Here is a 15595-nt window from a genome sequence, read left to right as displayed (position 1 = left end):
ACCTTATTCGGCGGCAACACGGAAGCTGCGCGCCTCCGATGGGAAGCGACAAATAACCGTCGTTCCAATATCCGCACCTGTTTCGATCTCTACGCGGCCACCATGCAGCTCGACAAAGCTTTTGACGATGGAAAGTCCCAAGCCCACGCCCCGCTTGCGCCCGCCATTCTGATAGGCCTGAAAACGCTTGAAAACCGTATCCAGCACATCGCCCGGCATGCCCGGGCCATCATCATGCACGGCAAAGACGATATCCGTACCATCGCGAGCCACTTGAAGCGCGACCGTCGAACCTTCCGGCGCATAATTGGATGCATTGGACAAAAGGTTGAACAGGACCTGCCGCACGCGGTTGGCATCGGCTCTAAAGGTTTCGACATCGTCAGCAATATCGATATCGAGCCCGATATCATGTTCGTGCAGACGCTCGCTGACGCGCTTTGCAGCAGCGGAAATCTCGTTGGTCACCGATACATCATCAATATCGAGTTGCATGATACCGGCATCGACCGTCGCAAGGTCAAGAATGTCGTTGACGATGGTCAGAAGCACCGCAGACGACGTGCCGATATGATCTAGATATTCGAGCTGGCGTTCGTTGAGCGAACCAAAGGTTGGCGTTTGCAGCAGTTCGGTAAAGCCGATGATATTGGTCAGCGGCGAGCGCAGCTCATAGGAAACATGCTGCACGAAGTCGTTCTTGATCTGATCGGCGAGCGAAAGCGCTTCGTTCTTTTCCTTCAATGCCCGTTCCACACGCACCGTATCGGTGACATCGATGAAGGTGAGCATCGTCTGACCTTTAGGCAGCGGCACCACGGCAAAAGAAAGGATGACACCATCATCAAGCTCCACCTGCCCCATGCGCCCGTTGCGTTCGTCAAGGAACCCAGTGACTGAGGAAACGAAATCGTCCCAGATACCATCGCCGCCGCGTTGGCCGCAGAGCTTGAAATGGTCGAAATATGCGTGCCTTCAACGGTAATCGCTGCGGGCAGCGACCAGAGATCGGCAAAAGATGGATTGGAAAGGCGCAAACGGCCATCAGAGCCAAACACCGCAACCGCTTCCGCCAGATGGTCGAGTGTTTCACCCTGAACCTTGATCAGCGTATTGTAGCGGCCTTCAAGCTCGAACTTTTCGGTCATGTTCTCGAAGAACCATGTCACGCCACCTTGCGGATGCGGATTGGCGACGACACGCATGATGCGCGTATCCGGCAAGTGCCACATATGTTCTTCCGGCTCGACCGCGCGGTAGGCGGAAAGCAGAGAATCCTTCCACTTTCGCCATTCCGGCTGCTCAGGCAGCTTTCCTTCGGAACGAAGCCGATCAAAGAGCAGTGTGTTGCTCGGATGTGTTTCAAGCCATGCCGTATCAAGCGACCAGAGCGAAACGAAAGCCTGATTGAAGAATTGCAGCTTCATATCCGGATCGAAAATTGCCACCGCCGTCGAAAGCTGATCGAGCGTCTCAGCGTGGCTCTTCAGGGTGCGGTTCAGTTCCTCACGCACCTGTTCCACTTCACTCAAATCAAAACCAAGGCCAGCAGAGCCTGCCTCAGCGCTCACATCGGTGACATCATAGATCCGGCGGTCGCCGCGCACCACAGCAGGCATTTGCTCACGCATATCCGGCTCGGCAAAGCGGTCGCGCTCCAGACGCTGACGGGCCTGCGCGCCAAAAAGCTCCCGGCCTTCCGAGCTTGCCTGCGTGCCGTCCGCGGCATCCACTGCGCGCGCATAGGCACCATTGACCCATTCGATACGTCCATCGGAACCACGCACCCAGACCGGCTGTTCAATCCGGTCCAGCAGATGGCGTAAGAGCGCAAGCTTTTCAGAGAGTTCGCGGTTCTGCGATTGCAATGCTGCGCGCTCCGCCTGCACGCCTTGAAGGCTCAGGAAGCGCACAATCGCAAAACTGCCCGACGTGCGACCATAAACATCCAGAAGCGTGCCGTTGACAGTTTCAACTGTCAGATCAAAAGCATGAGCCTGCTCGCGCAAGGCCGAAACCGCGCGTTCAAGCTCGGTCACAGATTGCGGACGAAGCCAGCGACCAAAGGCCAGAAAATGCGAACGGTCCTGCGGCGCACCGCAATCAAACGGCAATTGTCCGACGACATCGGCGCGTGCGCCATGTGCATCCCAGACAACGATGCGCTGATCTTTGAGGTTAAGCAATGCGTCATTGCGTTGTGCAGCCAATCCCATATCGGACAGACGCGAGCGCAATTCATTGTTTTCATTGGCGATCTTGGAACGGTCGCGGATCAGCCAGCCAGCAGACAAAAGGGCCGCACCCATGGCACCCAGAAAAATCGAAAACTGGATGACTTCAAAAGCACCGACACTGCCACCAAATGGCAGGTCTATGCGCGTGGAATTTTCAGCACCTTGTGCAAATGCTGCCGGAGCCGCCGCAACAAGTGCGGCAAAGGAAACCGTTGCCTTGAGGATGACCCGTTTGAGAGGGCTGAAGCCAAGCGAAAGCGAACCTTTCAGGTGCCTGCCTGCGCTGAATGCGGATTTGCTCCGCAAGCTCCCCGTTGAGCCAACCTCTGGCATATTTCCCTTGTCTCCGCCGCCCGGAAGCCTCCTCAAAAAGGGTGCTCCTGTATTTCAAAATGCTTCATTCGGACCCTCGCGCATCGCCACAATGCTGAAAGCCAGACATGTTTCGAGGATGAATAGGTCGCCCGTCTTTCGCCTGAACTGGCAAAACGCCCAACGCAAACACCCGTCAAAACACATTGATTCGTCTTCACAATACCCTCACCGTGAATCCGCGTGAAGCGTGTTGCACGCAAAAATAAAGGCCGGGCAACGTAAAGATGCCCGACCTACAAGATGTAGCAGTATGGTTAACGGGTAATTAATACCTGTAGTGTTCCGACTTGAATGGGCCTTGTGGCGTTACGCCGATATATGCGGCCTGTTCCTCAGAAAGCACAGTCAGCTTTGCGCCGAGCTTGTCGAGATGCAGACGCGCAACCTTCTCGTCGAGGTGCTTTGGCAGGACATAGACTTCATTCTTATACGCGTCAGTGCGCGTAAAGAGTTCGATCTGACCCAGCACCTGATTGGTGAAGGACGCTGACATAACGAAGCTTGGATGGCCCGTTGCATTGCCAAGATTGAGCAGACGACCCTCCGAAAGCAGGATGATGCGCTTGCCATCCGGGAATTCAACCAGATCGACCTGTGGCTTCACATTGGTCCACTTGAGATTACGAAGACCTGCAACCTGAATTTCATTGTCGAAGTGACCGATATTGCCAACAATGGCCATATCCTTCAGCTTGCGCATATGGTCAAGCGTGATGACGTCCTTGTTGCCGGTCGTCGAGATCACGATATCGGCGGTCGAAGCGGCATCATCGAGCGTTACGACTTCAAAGCCGTCCATTGCAGCCTGAAGCGCGCAGATTGGATCAACTTCCGTGACCTTGACGCGAGCGCCTGCGCCTGCGAGCGATGCTGCAGAGCCTTTGCCAACATCGCCATAACCGCAAACGACGGCGACCTTGCCAGCCATCATGACGTCGGTGCCGCGACGGATGCCGTCAACCAGCGATTCCTTGCAGCCATACTTGTTGTCGAACTTCGACTTGGTGACGCTATCATTGACGTTGATTGCCGGGAAGGGCAGGAGACCCTTCTTCTGCAGCTGGTAAAGACGGTTGACGCCCGTGGTGGTTTCTTCGGTCACACCCTTGATCGCATCGCGCTGTTTGGTGAAGAAACCTGGCGTTTCAGCCATACGCTTCTTGATCTGTGCGAACAGAACTTCTTCTTCTTCGCTTTCAGGCTTGGAAAGAACGTCTTCGCCAGCTTCAGCGCGTGCGCCGATCAGGATGTACATGGTGGCATCGCCACCATCATCGAGGATCATGTTGGACGGCTGACCATCCGACCACTGGAAGATCTTGTCGGTATAGGTCCAGTATTCTTCTAGCGTTTCGCCCTTGATGGCGAAAACCGGCGTGCCGGTTGCTGCAATTGCTGCCGCAGCATGATCCTGCGTCGAGAAAATATTGCACGATGCCCAGCGCACATCGGCACCCAGAGCCTTCAGCGTCTCGATCAGGACAGCTGTCTGGATTGTCATATGCAGCGAGCCAGAAATGCGTGCGCCCTTGAGTGGCTGTGATTTGCCAAACTCTTCGCGCGCAGCCATCAGGCCCGGCATTTCGGTTTCAGCAATATCGAGTTCCTTACGGCCCCAGTCAGCGAGGCTCATATCCTTGACGACAAAATCCTGACTTGCGGTCATCATCTGCTCCAATCAAATTGATTTTGAAGCCCCGAACAAAATAATGACAAAAGGGCTTCGGCTGGCGTTCTGATTAGCAGATCAGCACGCACAGCACAACGCAACATAAAGAAATCTTTATGTGTCTATATCAATTGATTGCGAAGCGGCAGAACGCGTGGAGACTCAGCATTCCTCGCCGAATTTATCGGCGATAAGCGCCTGAAGCGCATCGAGAACGGCATCGGCCTGTTCGCCGGATGCACGGACATCGATACAGCAGCCGGGTGAGGCTGCCAGCATCATGAGGCCCATGATGGATGTGCCGCCCACCGTCATACCGTCCTTGCTAACACGAACATGGGCATCATAACTGTCCACAAGCTGCACGAACTTGGCCGAAGCGCGGGCATGAAGCCCGCGCTTGTTGACGATCTCAAAGGACCGCGACAAAGCGCTATCGGCATCGTATTCGCCAGTAACGGCCACGGTGGGATGCATGATTACTTTCCTGTGAGAACCTGGCTTGCGACGTTGATATATTTGCGTCCGGCATCCTGCGCTTCACGCAACGCCGTCTTAATGTCGCCAGCAATGCGAACGCTCGAAAGCTTGATCAGCATCGGCAGGTTCACACCTGCAATGACCTCGATCTTGCCTTCCTCCATCACCGAAATCGCCAGATTGGACGGCGTGCCGCCAAACATATCCGTCAGAACAATGACACCTCTGCCGCTATCGGCGCGCTCGACAGCATCGACGATATCCCGACGACGCTGTTCCATGTCATCTTCCGCACCGATACATACGGTCTCGAAATTGTCTTGCGGGCCAACTACATGCTCAACAGCATGGAGAAACTCCTCGGCCAGCCTTCCGTGCGTAACAAGCACGAGTCCGATCATACTTTAAAAGCTCCTGTCGCGTGCCCGCCGCTTTAACCCGCCAAAGGCGCAGATGGCACTAAAACCCTGCCGGTCCTTAACCGACGAGTTGTGCATCTTGGCAGGGCAAATCTTGATAGCAAGTGAAAAATTTCGGCATTGCCTTGAAAAAAGCAAAATGCCGCAGCGTTAAGCACGCTTTTTGAACACGGCTTGCAAAAAACACCGGCACTGGCCTCAGGGCCAGGGTTTAGAAAACAAAGTAGCCTCTATAGCCCGCGAAAGCGCGTTGGAATCGCCATTCGATGAAAGGGCAGGGAGCAGCAGGCGCGGAACTTCAACACCTTCGAAATGCCATTTTTCATCACTCGGATAGCGTTCGGCCCCATCACGGTCGACCAATTTGACCACGAGATCGAGTGGCGTCTGTTCCACATAAGCAACAGTGAAAAGGCCCGCGCCACGAATTTCGACACCTCCGGCCAAGGTTTGCGGAACACTCGCAATCAGCTTACCGCTTTCCACATGCAATAAAGTGCGGTCGTCGGCGACAAGACAAGCCTGCTCATTGCGAACAATCGCACGTTCGACAAGGGTGAGGGCCAGTTCGGTCTTACCTGCGCCGGACTTGCCCATTAGCATGACACCACGACCCTGCAATTGCACAGTCGTCGCATGAAGGCCGCTTTTTTCCTCTTCGGGTGTCATGTCGGAATCACGCGCTGGCCGGAAGATCGACGATGAAGCGCGCGCCTTTCATATGATCTGGCCTGTGATCGGGTATGGCTGGATCGATGATATTTTCTGCGGTCAGCGTTCCGCCATGCGCCTCGATAATCTGGCGGCTGATCGAAGACCAAGGCCGGAATTCTGGCCAAAAGCCTCAGAAGCCGGGCGGTCTGTATAGAAACGCTCAAAGATGCGCTCGATATTTTCGATCGGAATGCCGGGCCCATTATCTTCGACAAGCACCCGCAAACGGCTGCCTTCGCCGCTCAGCGTGACAACGATACGCCCTGTATCATCGGGGACGAAGGAGCGTGCGTTTTCGATAAGATTGCTGATGACCTGTCCAAGACGCAAATCATGACCGGCAACGAAGAAACCTTTTGCCGGACGGCAATTTGCCGGTATTAAACACGATCTCGGTGCCAACCTTGTTTCGGCGCACTTCGCGCGCGGCAGCCACCAGACCGTTCAGCAGCGTCTTCATATCAACGCGATCAGAATGCTCGCGTGCCAGTTCCGCATCCAGTCGCGAAGCATCCGAAATATCGGTAATCAGGCGGTCGAGGCGGCGGACATCGTGCTGAATGACGTCGAGCAGGCGTTTGCGCGAATCATCATTCTTGGCAAGCGGCAAGGTTTCAACCGCGCTTCGCAGCGAGGTGAGGGGGTTTTTCAGCTCGTGACTCACGTCAGCCGCGAAACTCTCAATCGCCTCGATGCGGGTATAAAGCGCATCGGTCATCGCACGGATAGAGGTCGACAAATGGCCAACCTCGTCCTGGCGTTCAGAGAAATCCGGGATTTCCTCGCGGCTTTTCACACCAAGACGCACGCGGTCTGCTGCTGCAGCCAGCTTTCTCAGCGGGCTTGCAATGGTGGACGCCAGAAACAGCGACAGGATCACCATGACAGCAGCAACAACACCGAACACGCGGAAAACGGCCATGCGCTCGCCCTGCACGATCTTGTCGATGTCGTCACCTTCAGTCGAAAGCAGGAGGACACCCAGAATGGCACGCGATTGCTGGATTGGTACGGCGACCGACACCACCAGCTCCCCTTGCTGGTTACGGCGCTGTGCCGTTTGCGGCGAGCCGGTCAGTGCGCGAACGATTTCCTGATAGGCCAGACCATTGCCGCCTGGCTGCTCCTGATAAAGCGGCAGACCGCCGCCATAGAATAGACGGGAAAACCAGCCTGTGAAACGCTCCCAGACACTTGGCGTATCTTCTTCGATTGCTGGCAGATCATAGCGGAATACCGGACCGCCAGAAGCGAAAGCTGGCGCGTAAAGCGAGCGGGAATCGAGCAGGAGATTCGCATAATGATCGTAAATGCGCGCGCGTGCTGGTCGGTGAAATCAACTGGCGCAAGAGCGGTGATACTTTTTCCGGATTGATCGGAAATTCCCAGTTATCAGGCGAATCAGGTGATGGCGTGATGCTCTGCCCTGCCTGAAGCTCCAGAAGCTTTTCCGGATCGATCATCAGCGAATTGGTGTCGACCGTGGCGGAAGAGGAAATCGCAGCAGCGATGATCTTGCCCTGTGTGAGCAGACTTTCGATCTTGGCATCAATCAGACCCTCGCGGAACTGATTCATATAGAGAATGCCGGAAACCAGCACGGCAAGGGCTGCAAGATTGAGAAACAATATGCGGCGTGTCAGACTGGAGAACAGAAACTGACCGAGAAACCGGCTGAAAGGCGCAAAAAGACGACGCAGGAAAAGCGAGCGTTGCCGCCGCGCCCTACGCTCTCTCATGGTAACGGCACTGTCTTTCCGGGTTTCGGCGACCATGTCGCTTCGATCTAGCCTTCTTATTGAGCATCACCGGGCCTCTGAAAGCCCGGCGATTTAAAGCGTGTCGTGTTTTATCATATTCATACGACACGCTTTAATTCTTTGTTTTTGCACATGTCTTTATCCCAAAACCGGCTTCCACTTTTGGGAGACATGCTCTCATAACTTTATTTCACGCTTCGCGGAAGCGATAACCGACGCCATAGAGCGTTTCGATCATCTCGAAGTCGTCATCAACCGACTTGAACTTCTTGCGCAGACGCTTGATGTGGCTGTCGATGGTTCGATCATCCACATAGACCTGCTCATCATAAGCCGCATCCATCAGCGCGTCACGGCTTTTCACAACACCCGGGCGTTGTGCAAGCGAATGAAGGATGAGGAATTCTGTGACAGTGAGCGTTACCGGCTCACCTTTCCAGGTGCAGGTATGGCGTTCCTGATCCATGACCAGCTGGCCGCGTTCCAGCGACTTGGCCTGCTGACCGGTCGGCTTTGCAGTGCCGTCGCGCGCAGCAACACGGCGCAGAACAGCCTTCACACGCTCAACAAGAAGGCGCTGCGAGAACGGCTTGGTGATGAAATCGTCGGCCCCATCTTGAGACCGAACAATTCGTCGATCTCATCGTCCTTGGACGTCAGAAAGATGACCGGAAGATCGGATTTCTGGCGCAGGCGGCGCAGCAATTCCATACCGTCCATACGCGGCATCTTGATATCAAAGATCGCAAGGTTCGGTGGACGCGCCATCAGGCCATCCAATGCGGAAGCCCCATCGGTATAGGTCTCTACGCGATAGCCTTCCGACTCCAGAGCAATGGAAACGGAGGTCAGAATGTTGCGGTCATCGTCGACCAGCGCAATTGTCTGCGTTGCCGAAGCTTCCTTCATGCGGACCTTCTCCTTTTTTAACCGCCCCGATTACATCAGCGGCAGAAATTACCGAACGCCTTCTGGCGTCTCGACTTTAAACCCTCTTTGTCAACTCACTGGAGCGTTGGTCCAGCTGTCTGACAAATCAATACTATAATAGTCGTCCCGCTTGTGCAGTACAAATTAGGTACAAAATGTGGCAACGGCTCAACTTGCCATCGATGCCCCAAAGCGAAACGTTTTTGCCGCTTAACGCAATCGAGAATTGTTCCAGACTGGAAATACACGGAATAACGCAAAGATTAAACGATTTAAAAAAGTTTCAATTTTTTTAAATCGATTAAATATTTGATTTGATTTAATTAATCTGTTTCTGACTGCCATCCCGGATTTAAAATGAAATCGGGACAACAAATTTTTGAACCAGATGGCGGAGAGACCATGAAAGAGATCGGCATTCACAATACTGCCGCTTCCATTGCCACTTCAGGATTGAAGGAACTGTCCGCAGTCTTTTATAATTTTGGACCGGCACGGCTTTATGAAGAGACAATTCGCCGTGGCGAAGCAGAGCTTTCCGCGCAGGGTGCACTTGTTGCGCGCACTGGCCAGCACACGGGCCGTTCGCCAAAAGACAAGTTCGTCGTTCGCGATGTAAACACCGAAGATCAGGTCTGGTGGGACAACAACAAGCCCATGACGCCGGAAGCTTTCGAGCTTCTCTATGCCGATTTCATCGAGCATGCGAAAGGCAAGGAGCTTTTCGTACAGGATCTCATCGGCGGCGCTGATAAAGACAACAAGATCAATGCGCGCGTTGTCACCGAATATGCATGGCACTCGCTGTTCATCCGCAACCTGTTGATCCGTCCGGAAGAAGCAGCCCTTGCGTCTTACCTGCCTGAAATGACCATTATCGATCTGCCTTCCTTCAAGGCTGATCCTGCACGATATGGTGTGCGCACCGAAACTGTCATCGCAGTTGATCTCACCCGCAAGATCGTTTTGATCGGCGGCACGTCCTATGCTGGCGAAATGAAGAAGTCGGTCTTCACCGCACTCAACTATCTTCTGCCAGCCAAGGGCGTCATGCCGATGCATTGTTCGGCCAATGAAGGCCCCAACGGCGATACGGCTGTATTCTTTGGCCTGTCCGGCACCGGCAAGACCACGCTTTCTGCAGATCCAAGCCGCACACTGATCGGTGACGATGAGCATGGCTGGGGCGAACATGGCATCTTCAATTTCGAAGGCGGCTGCTATGCCAAGACCATCCGTCTTTCGGCAGAAGCCGAACCTGAAATCTTCGCCACCACACAGCGCTTCGGCACTGTTCTGGAAAATGTCGTGCTGGATGCAAACCGCCAACCAGATTTCGACGATGGTTCGCTCACGGAAAACACCCGCTGCGCCTATCCGCTTGACTTCATTCCGAACGCATCTGCATCGGGCAAGGGCGGTCAGCCGAAAAACATCATCATGCTCACCGCTGACGCTTTCGGCGTGATGCCTCCAAGCTGACACCTGCACAGGCCATGTACCACTTCCTGTCGGGTTACACCGCCAAGGTCGCGGGTACGGAAAAAGGCGTGACCGAACCGGAAGCAACGTTTTCGACCTGCTTTGGCGCACCGTTCATGCCGCGTCATCCGTCCGAATACGGCAATCTCTTGCGCAAGCTGATCGCAGAGCACAAGGTCGATTGCTGGCTGGTCAATACCGGCTGGACCGGCGGCGCTTATGGCACTGGCAAGCGTATGCCGATCAAGGCGACGCGTGCGCTTTTGTCTGCAGCTCTCGACGGCTCACTCAACAATGCGGAATTCCGCACCGATCCGAATTTCGGCTTTGCCGTTCCGGTTGAAGTGCCGGGCGTGGACGCTTCCATTCTCGATCCGCGTTCGACCTGGGCCGACAAGGCCGCATACGATGCACAGGCCAAAAAACTTGTCGATATGTTCGTGAACAATTTCGAGAAGTTCGAAAGCCATGTCGATCACGATGTGAAGGATGCCGCACCGGCAACCCAGATCGCTGCAGAATAGCTTTTTCTGCGCATGTCTCCCAAAGACCAGTTCCCACTTTTGGAAGGCGTGCATTAAACATCCTGAGGAGGAGGAGAAGCCCGGCCGAAAGGTCGGGTTTTTCTTTTGTCTAATGGACAAAAAAGCGGTGTATCACTTCGCATCATGGAAGAAAGCCGCAACATCATCCGCATCACCAACCGCCTGACCATCCACGAGGATGATCTGGAGGAGAGCTTTATTCGCTCATCCGGTCCCGGCGGTCAGAACGTCAACAAGGTTTCCACCGCTGTCCAGCTGCGTTTTCACGCCAGCCAATCCGGCCTGCCGGAAGATGTGCTTTCCCGTCTTTTCAAGCTTGCCGGTCAGAAGGGCACCAAGGATGGGGACATTCTGATCGAGGCCAATCGCTTCCGCACACAGGAACGCAACCGCGAAGATGCACGTGAGCGGATGATTGCGCTGATCGCCAAGGCGGCTGAACCACCGCCACCGCCGCGCAGGAAAACCAAGCCGACAAAAGGCTCGATCGAACGCCGCCTTAAGGCCAAGTCCGGGCGATCGGATATCAAGAAGGGCCGCGGCAAGGTTTCTTACGATTAAAATCTCCAGACTGTGGGAACAGACGACATGACAATCAATTATCACGAACTTGAAACCAGCCATGGCCGCATTGCGGTGCGTGAAAGTTCAGGCGAGGGCGCACCCCTCCTGATGATCCATGGCAATTCAAGTTCGGGTGCCATTTTTGCGCCGCAGCTCGAAGAAGAAATCGGCAAGAAGTGGCGTGTGATCGCGCCTGATCTTCCGGGCCATGGCAAATCATCCGATGCCATCGACCCCGACCGCAGCTATTCGATGGAAGGCTATGCGGACGCGATGACGGAAGTCATGCAAAAGCTCGGGATTGCCGATGCTGTCGTTTTCGGCTGGTCGCTCGGCGGACATATCGGCATCGAGATGATTGCCCGTTATCCTGAAATGCGGGGCCTGATGATCACTGGGACGCCGCCTGTCGCGCGCGAAGAAGTAGGGCAGGGTTCAAGAGCGGTCCTGATATGGCACTCGCCGGACAGGAAATCTTTGGGAACGCGATGTGGAATCCTACGCTCGCAGCACCTGCGGCGAACCATTCGAGGCATCGCTTCTCGATATCGTTGCACGCACCGACGGACGCGCACGCCGCATCATGTTTGAAAAATTTGGCTCTGGCACCGGCGGCAACCAGCGCGACATCGTAGCGGAAGCACAACTCCCTATCGCGGTCGTCAATGGCCGTGACGAGCCTTTTGTTGAACTCGATTTCGTGTCGAAAGTGAAATTCGGCAATCTGTGGGAAGGTAAAACCCACGTTATCGACAATGCAGGTCATGCGCCATTCCGCGAAGCACCAGCAGAATTTGACGCTTATCTCGCGCGCTTTATCCGCGATTGCACACAATAAACACTCTGTTGCAAACGGCATCAAATGATGCCGTTTGACGACTTCCCACATCTGCCCGCGCCCTAGGTTATCCTTCAGGATTGTGAAAGGTGGAAATCATGGGCATGACTGTTGCGGATCTTCTGGCTCAAACCTTGGCCGAAGCGGGTGTTAAGCGTATCTGGGGTGTTACGGGCGACAGCCTCAACGGACTGAATGACAGCCTCAGACGACTTGGCAAAATCGACTGGATGCATGTCCGTCACGAGGAAACCGCAGCCTTTGCCGCGGGTGCAGAAGCAGCCATCACCAGCGAACTGGCCGTTTGTGCGGGAAGCTGTGGTCCCGGCAATCTTCACCTCATCAATGGTCTGTTCGACTGCCATCGCAATCACGAGCCGGTGCTGGCCATTGCAGCACACATTCCCTCATCGGAAATTGGCCTTGATTATTTTCAGGAAACCCATCCGCAGGAACTCTTCCGCGAATGCAGCCATTTTGTCGAGCTGGTTTCCAATCCTGCGCAGATGCCCGAAGTGCTGAACCGTGCCATGCGTGCGGCCATCGGCAAACGCGGTGTGGCGGTGATTGTCATTCCGGGTGATGTCGCGCTCAAGCAGGCGCCTGAAGGTTCAAAGCAAAACTGGACACCGGTCTCGCTTCCGCGTGTGATCCCTGCCGATCAAGACGTTGCGAAACTCGCAGACATTCTCAATGGGTCTGAGAAGATCACCATTCTGGCAGGCAGTGGCTGTGCCGGTGCGCATGATGCAGTGGTCTCACTGGCTAAACGGCTTGAAGCACCAGTTGTTCATGCGCTGCGCGGCAAAGGAACATGTCGAATGGGACAACCCCTTCGATGTGGGCATGACCGGCCTGATCGGCTTTTCGTCCGGCTATCACGCCATGCTCAACTGCGACACGCTGCTGATGCTCGGCACCAGTTTCCCTTATCGCAACTTCTATCCCGACAAGGCCAAAATCGTTCAGATCGACAATGATCCTTCGCAGCTTGGTCGCCGCGCACCGCTGACTTTTGGCGCAACGGGTGACGTGTCTGAAACGATCACAGCCCTGCTGCCGAAGCTTAAATCGGGCCGCAACACGAAATTTCTCGATGCCGCCAAGACCCATTACACCAAGGCGCGTGAAGCGCTGGACGATCTGGCGCAACCGTCAAAGCCCGGTCAGCCGATCCATCCGCAATATCTCACACGTCTTATCGACGAGATAGCTGATGACAATGCAATCTTCACCGCTGATGTCGGCACGCCGACTGTCTGGGCTGCACGCTATCTCACCATGAATGGCAAGCGCCGCCTGCTTGGGTCGTTCAATCATGGCTCAATGGCCAATGCGATGCTTCAGGCACTTGGTGCAAAGGCTACAGCGCCTGATCGACAGGTCGTCTCGCTTTCAGGCGATGGTGGTTTCACCATGATGATGGGCGATTTCTTGTCGCTCAAGCAGCTTAATCTGCCAGCCAAGATCATTGTCTATAACAATGGTTCACTGGGTTTCGTCGCCATGGAAATGAAGGCCGGCGGCTATCTGACCTCCGGGACCGATCTCGACAATCCGAATTTTGCAGCAATGGCGGAAGCCATCGGCATCAAGGGTTTTCGCGTGGAAGAATCCGCTGATTTGCCGAATGCTTTGAAGCAAGCCTTTGCCCATGACGGTCCGGTTCTGGTTGATGTGGTGACGGCCAAGCAGGAGCTTGTGATGCCGCCAAAGATCAAGGCGGAGCAAGCCAAGGGCTTCAGCCTTTATATGCTCAAAGCCATCATCAGCGGACGTGGCGATGAAATCGTTGAACTCGCCCGTACCAATCTTGGACGGTAGGACAGGGCTTTTCCAACGGCTTTGCTAATTAAGTGTCCGTACCTATTGAGCAATTTCCGGAAATTCCTGCCTTGACCAATTTGAAAGGGGCTGTAGTTTGTTCCCCATTGATTGGCCACAAGAAGCGCTGGCTCATCTCTGGTTCTGATATTTGATTGCATGCAGCAATAAGTTAGCAACAACAGGGAGACTTGCCCGATGGGAATTTTCGATTTCGTGAAGTCGGTCGGAACCAAGCTTGGTTTCGGTGAAAATGAGCCCAAAGCTGATGATCTCAAGAAAGAACTCGACTCGCATAATCTCGGCACCGATGGTGTGCAGGTTAGCGTTCAGGGCGACAAGGCTGTTCTGACCGGTAACGTGAAGGATCAGTCAGCTTTGGAAAAAGCGATCATCGCTGTCGGCAACTCGCTTGGTGTTTCCAAGGTGGAAGCCTCGGAACTGAAAGTCGATGGTGCCGGAACGACGGGTGCTGAGCCTGTCTTCTATACGGTCAAGAAGGGCGACAATCTCTGGAAAATCGCCGAAGCCCAGTATGGCAAAGGCAAGGGCGCAAAGAACGACATCATCTTTGAAGCCAACAAACCGATGCTAACGCATCCGGACAAAATCTATCCGGGTCAGGTGCTGCGCATTCCGCCGCTGTAAGGCTAAAGACACAAAGAAAAGGCCGGTGTAAAACCGGCCTTTTTCATTTCATATCTTTCTGAGTGCCACTTCTTCGATCAGATGATCACTGCCTTTGCGCAGGATGATATCGGCGCGGGGGCGGGTTGGAAGAATGTTCTCACGCAGGTTCTTCATGTTGATATTATTCCAAAGGCCTTCGCCAATGGAACGGGCAGCATCTTCTGAAAGCTGCGAATAGCGATGGAAGAACGACTGCGGATTAACGAAAGCCGTCTCACGCAGCCGCATGAAGCGGTCGATATACCATTTGTGGATCAGCTCCGGCTCCGCATCGATATAGATAGAGAAGTCGAAGAAGTCGGACACGAAGGGCACCATCTTGCCGTCTTCCGGCAGATCACGCACCTGCAGCACATTGATGCCTTCAAAGATCAGAATGTCGGGCTTATCGACAATCTGATATTCGCCGGGCAGCACGTCGTAGCTTAAATGCGAATAAAGCGGTGCCTGCACCTGGCTCATGCCTGCCTTGATCGCCGACAAAAAGCGCAAGACCGCACCAACATCATAGCTTTCAGGAAAGCCCTTGCGCTCCATCATATTCTGATCGCGCAGAACCGCATTGGGATAGAGGAAACCATCCGTCGTCACCAGATCGACCTTCGGGCTTGAAGGCCAGCGGGCAAGCAATTCTTTCAGAATACGCGCAGTCGTGGATTTGCCTACCGCCACCGAACCTGCAACACCGATGATGAAGGGCGTCTTGAAGCTTTCCTCCATATTGAGGAACTGCTGGCGCTGGCGGAACAGAAGCTGGCTGGCTTCCACATGCGCATAGAGCAGGCGGGACAGCGACAGATAAATGCGCCGCACCTCATCCAGATCAATCGGATCGCCCAGCGAGCGCAGCCGTTTGACTTCTTCGTAAGTCAGGGTAAGGGGCGTATCAGCACGAAAGCCTGCCCACTCTTCCGCCGAAAAGAAACGGTAAGGCGAGTAACGCGACGGCGTTAGCTGGTCCACTTTTTCCCACATATTGTCGCTGCTCTCCCTCAACGCCAATTCACGTATATCTTGTTTGATCTGCATTCAGAGCATTTCCATTTTAAAGCAGAGAAAATGCTCTGA

General features: G+C 54.4%; 7 protein-coding genes and 6 pseudogenes. 5 read left to right on the top strand and 8 right to left on the bottom strand.

Features of this window, described 5'->3' with window-relative positions:
* Positions 1 to 3: 3 nt before the first annotated feature.
* The 7 genes and pseudogenes from C9380_RS00385 to C9380_RS00355 form a co-directional block, all read right to left on the bottom strand.
* A pseudogene (locus C9380_RS00385) lies at positions 4 to 2570 on the bottom strand (sensor histidine kinase).
* A gap of 307 nt (positions 2571 to 2877) precedes the next feature.
* Positions 2878 to 4278 carry an adenosylhomocysteinase gene (ahcY, locus tag C9380_RS00380; protein WP_024898422.1) on the bottom strand — a complete coding sequence of 467 codons (1401 nt, stop codon included), beginning with the start codon at positions 4276 to 4278 and terminating at the stop codon, positions 2878 to 2880.
* 165 nt (positions 4279 to 4443) lie between these two features.
* Entirely contained in the window at positions 4444 to 4758 is a 315-nt protein-coding gene (locus tag C9380_RS00375) for an HPr family phosphocarrier protein (protein ID WP_024898423.1), read from the bottom strand.
* Between the two features lie 2 nt (positions 4759 to 4760).
* The gene (locus C9380_RS00370; RefSeq protein ID WP_024898424.1) at positions 4761 to 5162 is read right to left on the bottom strand and encodes a PTS sugar transporter subunit IIA; all 402 of its coding nucleotides are present in this window, start codon (positions 5160 to 5162) and stop codon (positions 4761 to 4763) included.
* Positions 5163 to 5378: 216 nt separating this feature from the next.
* Positions 5379 to 5849, bottom strand: coding sequence for an HPr kinase/phosphorylase (locus C9380_RS00365; RefSeq protein WP_024898425.1), 471 nt, complete (start codon positions 5847 to 5849; stop codon positions 5379 to 5381).
* Positions 5850 to 5856: 7 nt separating this feature from the next.
* Positions 5857 to 7669: pseudogene (locus C9380_RS00360) on the bottom strand (sensor histidine kinase).
* Positions 7670 to 7844: 175 nt separating this feature from the next.
* Positions 7845 to 8563: pseudogene (locus C9380_RS00355) on the bottom strand (response regulator transcription factor).
* Between the two features lie 423 nt (positions 8564 to 8986).
* On the opposite strand from C9380_RS00355, the pseudogene C9380_RS00350 reads away from it, so the two are divergent.
* The 5 genes and pseudogenes from C9380_RS00350 to lysM all read left to right on the top strand — a co-directional run bounded on the left by C9380_RS00350 (position 8987) and on the right by lysM (position 14485).
* Positions 8987 to 10590, top strand: a pseudogene (locus C9380_RS00350) (phosphoenolpyruvate carboxykinase).
* Positions 10591 to 10734: 144 nt separating this feature from the next.
* On the top strand, positions 10735 to 11172 hold the full coding sequence (arfB, locus tag C9380_RS00345) for an alternative ribosome rescue aminoacyl-tRNA hydrolase ArfB (RefSeq protein ID WP_024898429.1): 438 nt from the start codon (positions 10735 to 10737) through the stop codon (positions 11170 to 11172).
* Positions 11173 to 11199: 27 nt separating this feature from the next.
* A pseudogene (locus C9380_RS00340) lies at positions 11200 to 12013 on the top strand (alpha/beta fold hydrolase).
* Between the two features lie 98 nt (positions 12014 to 12111).
* Positions 12112 to 13837: pseudogene (poxB, locus tag C9380_RS00335) on the top strand (ubiquinone-dependent pyruvate dehydrogenase).
* 198 nt (positions 13838 to 14035) lie between these two features.
* On the top strand, positions 14036 to 14485 hold the full coding sequence (lysM, locus tag C9380_RS00330) for a peptidoglycan-binding protein LysM (RefSeq protein WP_128092759.1): 450 nt from the start codon (positions 14036 to 14038) through the stop codon (positions 14483 to 14485).
* A 48-nt stretch (positions 14486 to 14533) separates the two neighbouring features.
* Here lysM and coaA read toward each other — a convergent pair whose 3' ends face one another.
* Positions 14534 to 15502 (bottom strand): type I pantothenate kinase, encoded by a 969-nt coding sequence (gene coaA / locus C9380_RS00325; protein WP_024898433.1) that lies wholly within the window; start codon positions 15500 to 15502, stop codon positions 14534 to 14536.
* Between the last annotated feature and the right edge of the window lie 93 nt (positions 15503 to 15595).

This window comes from Brucella pituitosa (genome assembly GCF_003049685.1).
GTDB lineage: Bacteria > Pseudomonadota > Alphaproteobacteria > Rhizobiales > Rhizobiaceae > Brucella > Brucella pituitosa.
The sequence above is the reverse complement of the archived record's forward strand: the minus strand, read 5'-3'. Positions and strand labels throughout refer to the sequence as shown.

What these genes read in the sequence shown, in the direction of transcription:
- arfB (WP_024898429.1), top strand. Translation starts at nt 10,735, where the DNA reads ATGGAAGAAAGCCGCAACATCATCCGCATCACCAACCGCCTGACCATC.
- C9380_RS00370 (WP_024898424.1), bottom strand. Translation starts at nt 5,162, where the DNA reads ATGATCGGACTCGTGCTTGTTACGCACGGAAGGCTGGCCGAGGAGTTT.
- C9380_RS00375 (WP_024898423.1), bottom strand. Translation starts at nt 4,758, where the DNA reads ATGCATCCCACCGTGGCCGTTACTGGCGAATACGATGCCGATAGCGCT.
- lysM (WP_128092759.1), top strand. Translation starts at nt 14,036, where the DNA reads ATGGGAATTTTCGATTTCGTGAAGTCGGTCGGAACCAAGCTTGGTTTC.
- C9380_RS00365 (WP_024898425.1), bottom strand. Translation starts at nt 5,849, where the DNA reads ATGACACCCGAAGAGGAAAAAAGCGGCCTTCATGCGACGACTGTGCAA.
- coaA (WP_024898433.1), bottom strand. Translation starts at nt 15,502, where the DNA reads ATGTGGGAAAAAGTGGACCAGCTAACGCCGTCGCGTTACTCGCCTTAC.
- ahcY (WP_024898422.1), bottom strand. Translation starts at nt 4,278, where the DNA reads ATGACCGCAAGTCAGGATTTTGTCGTCAAGGATATGAGCCTCGCTGAC.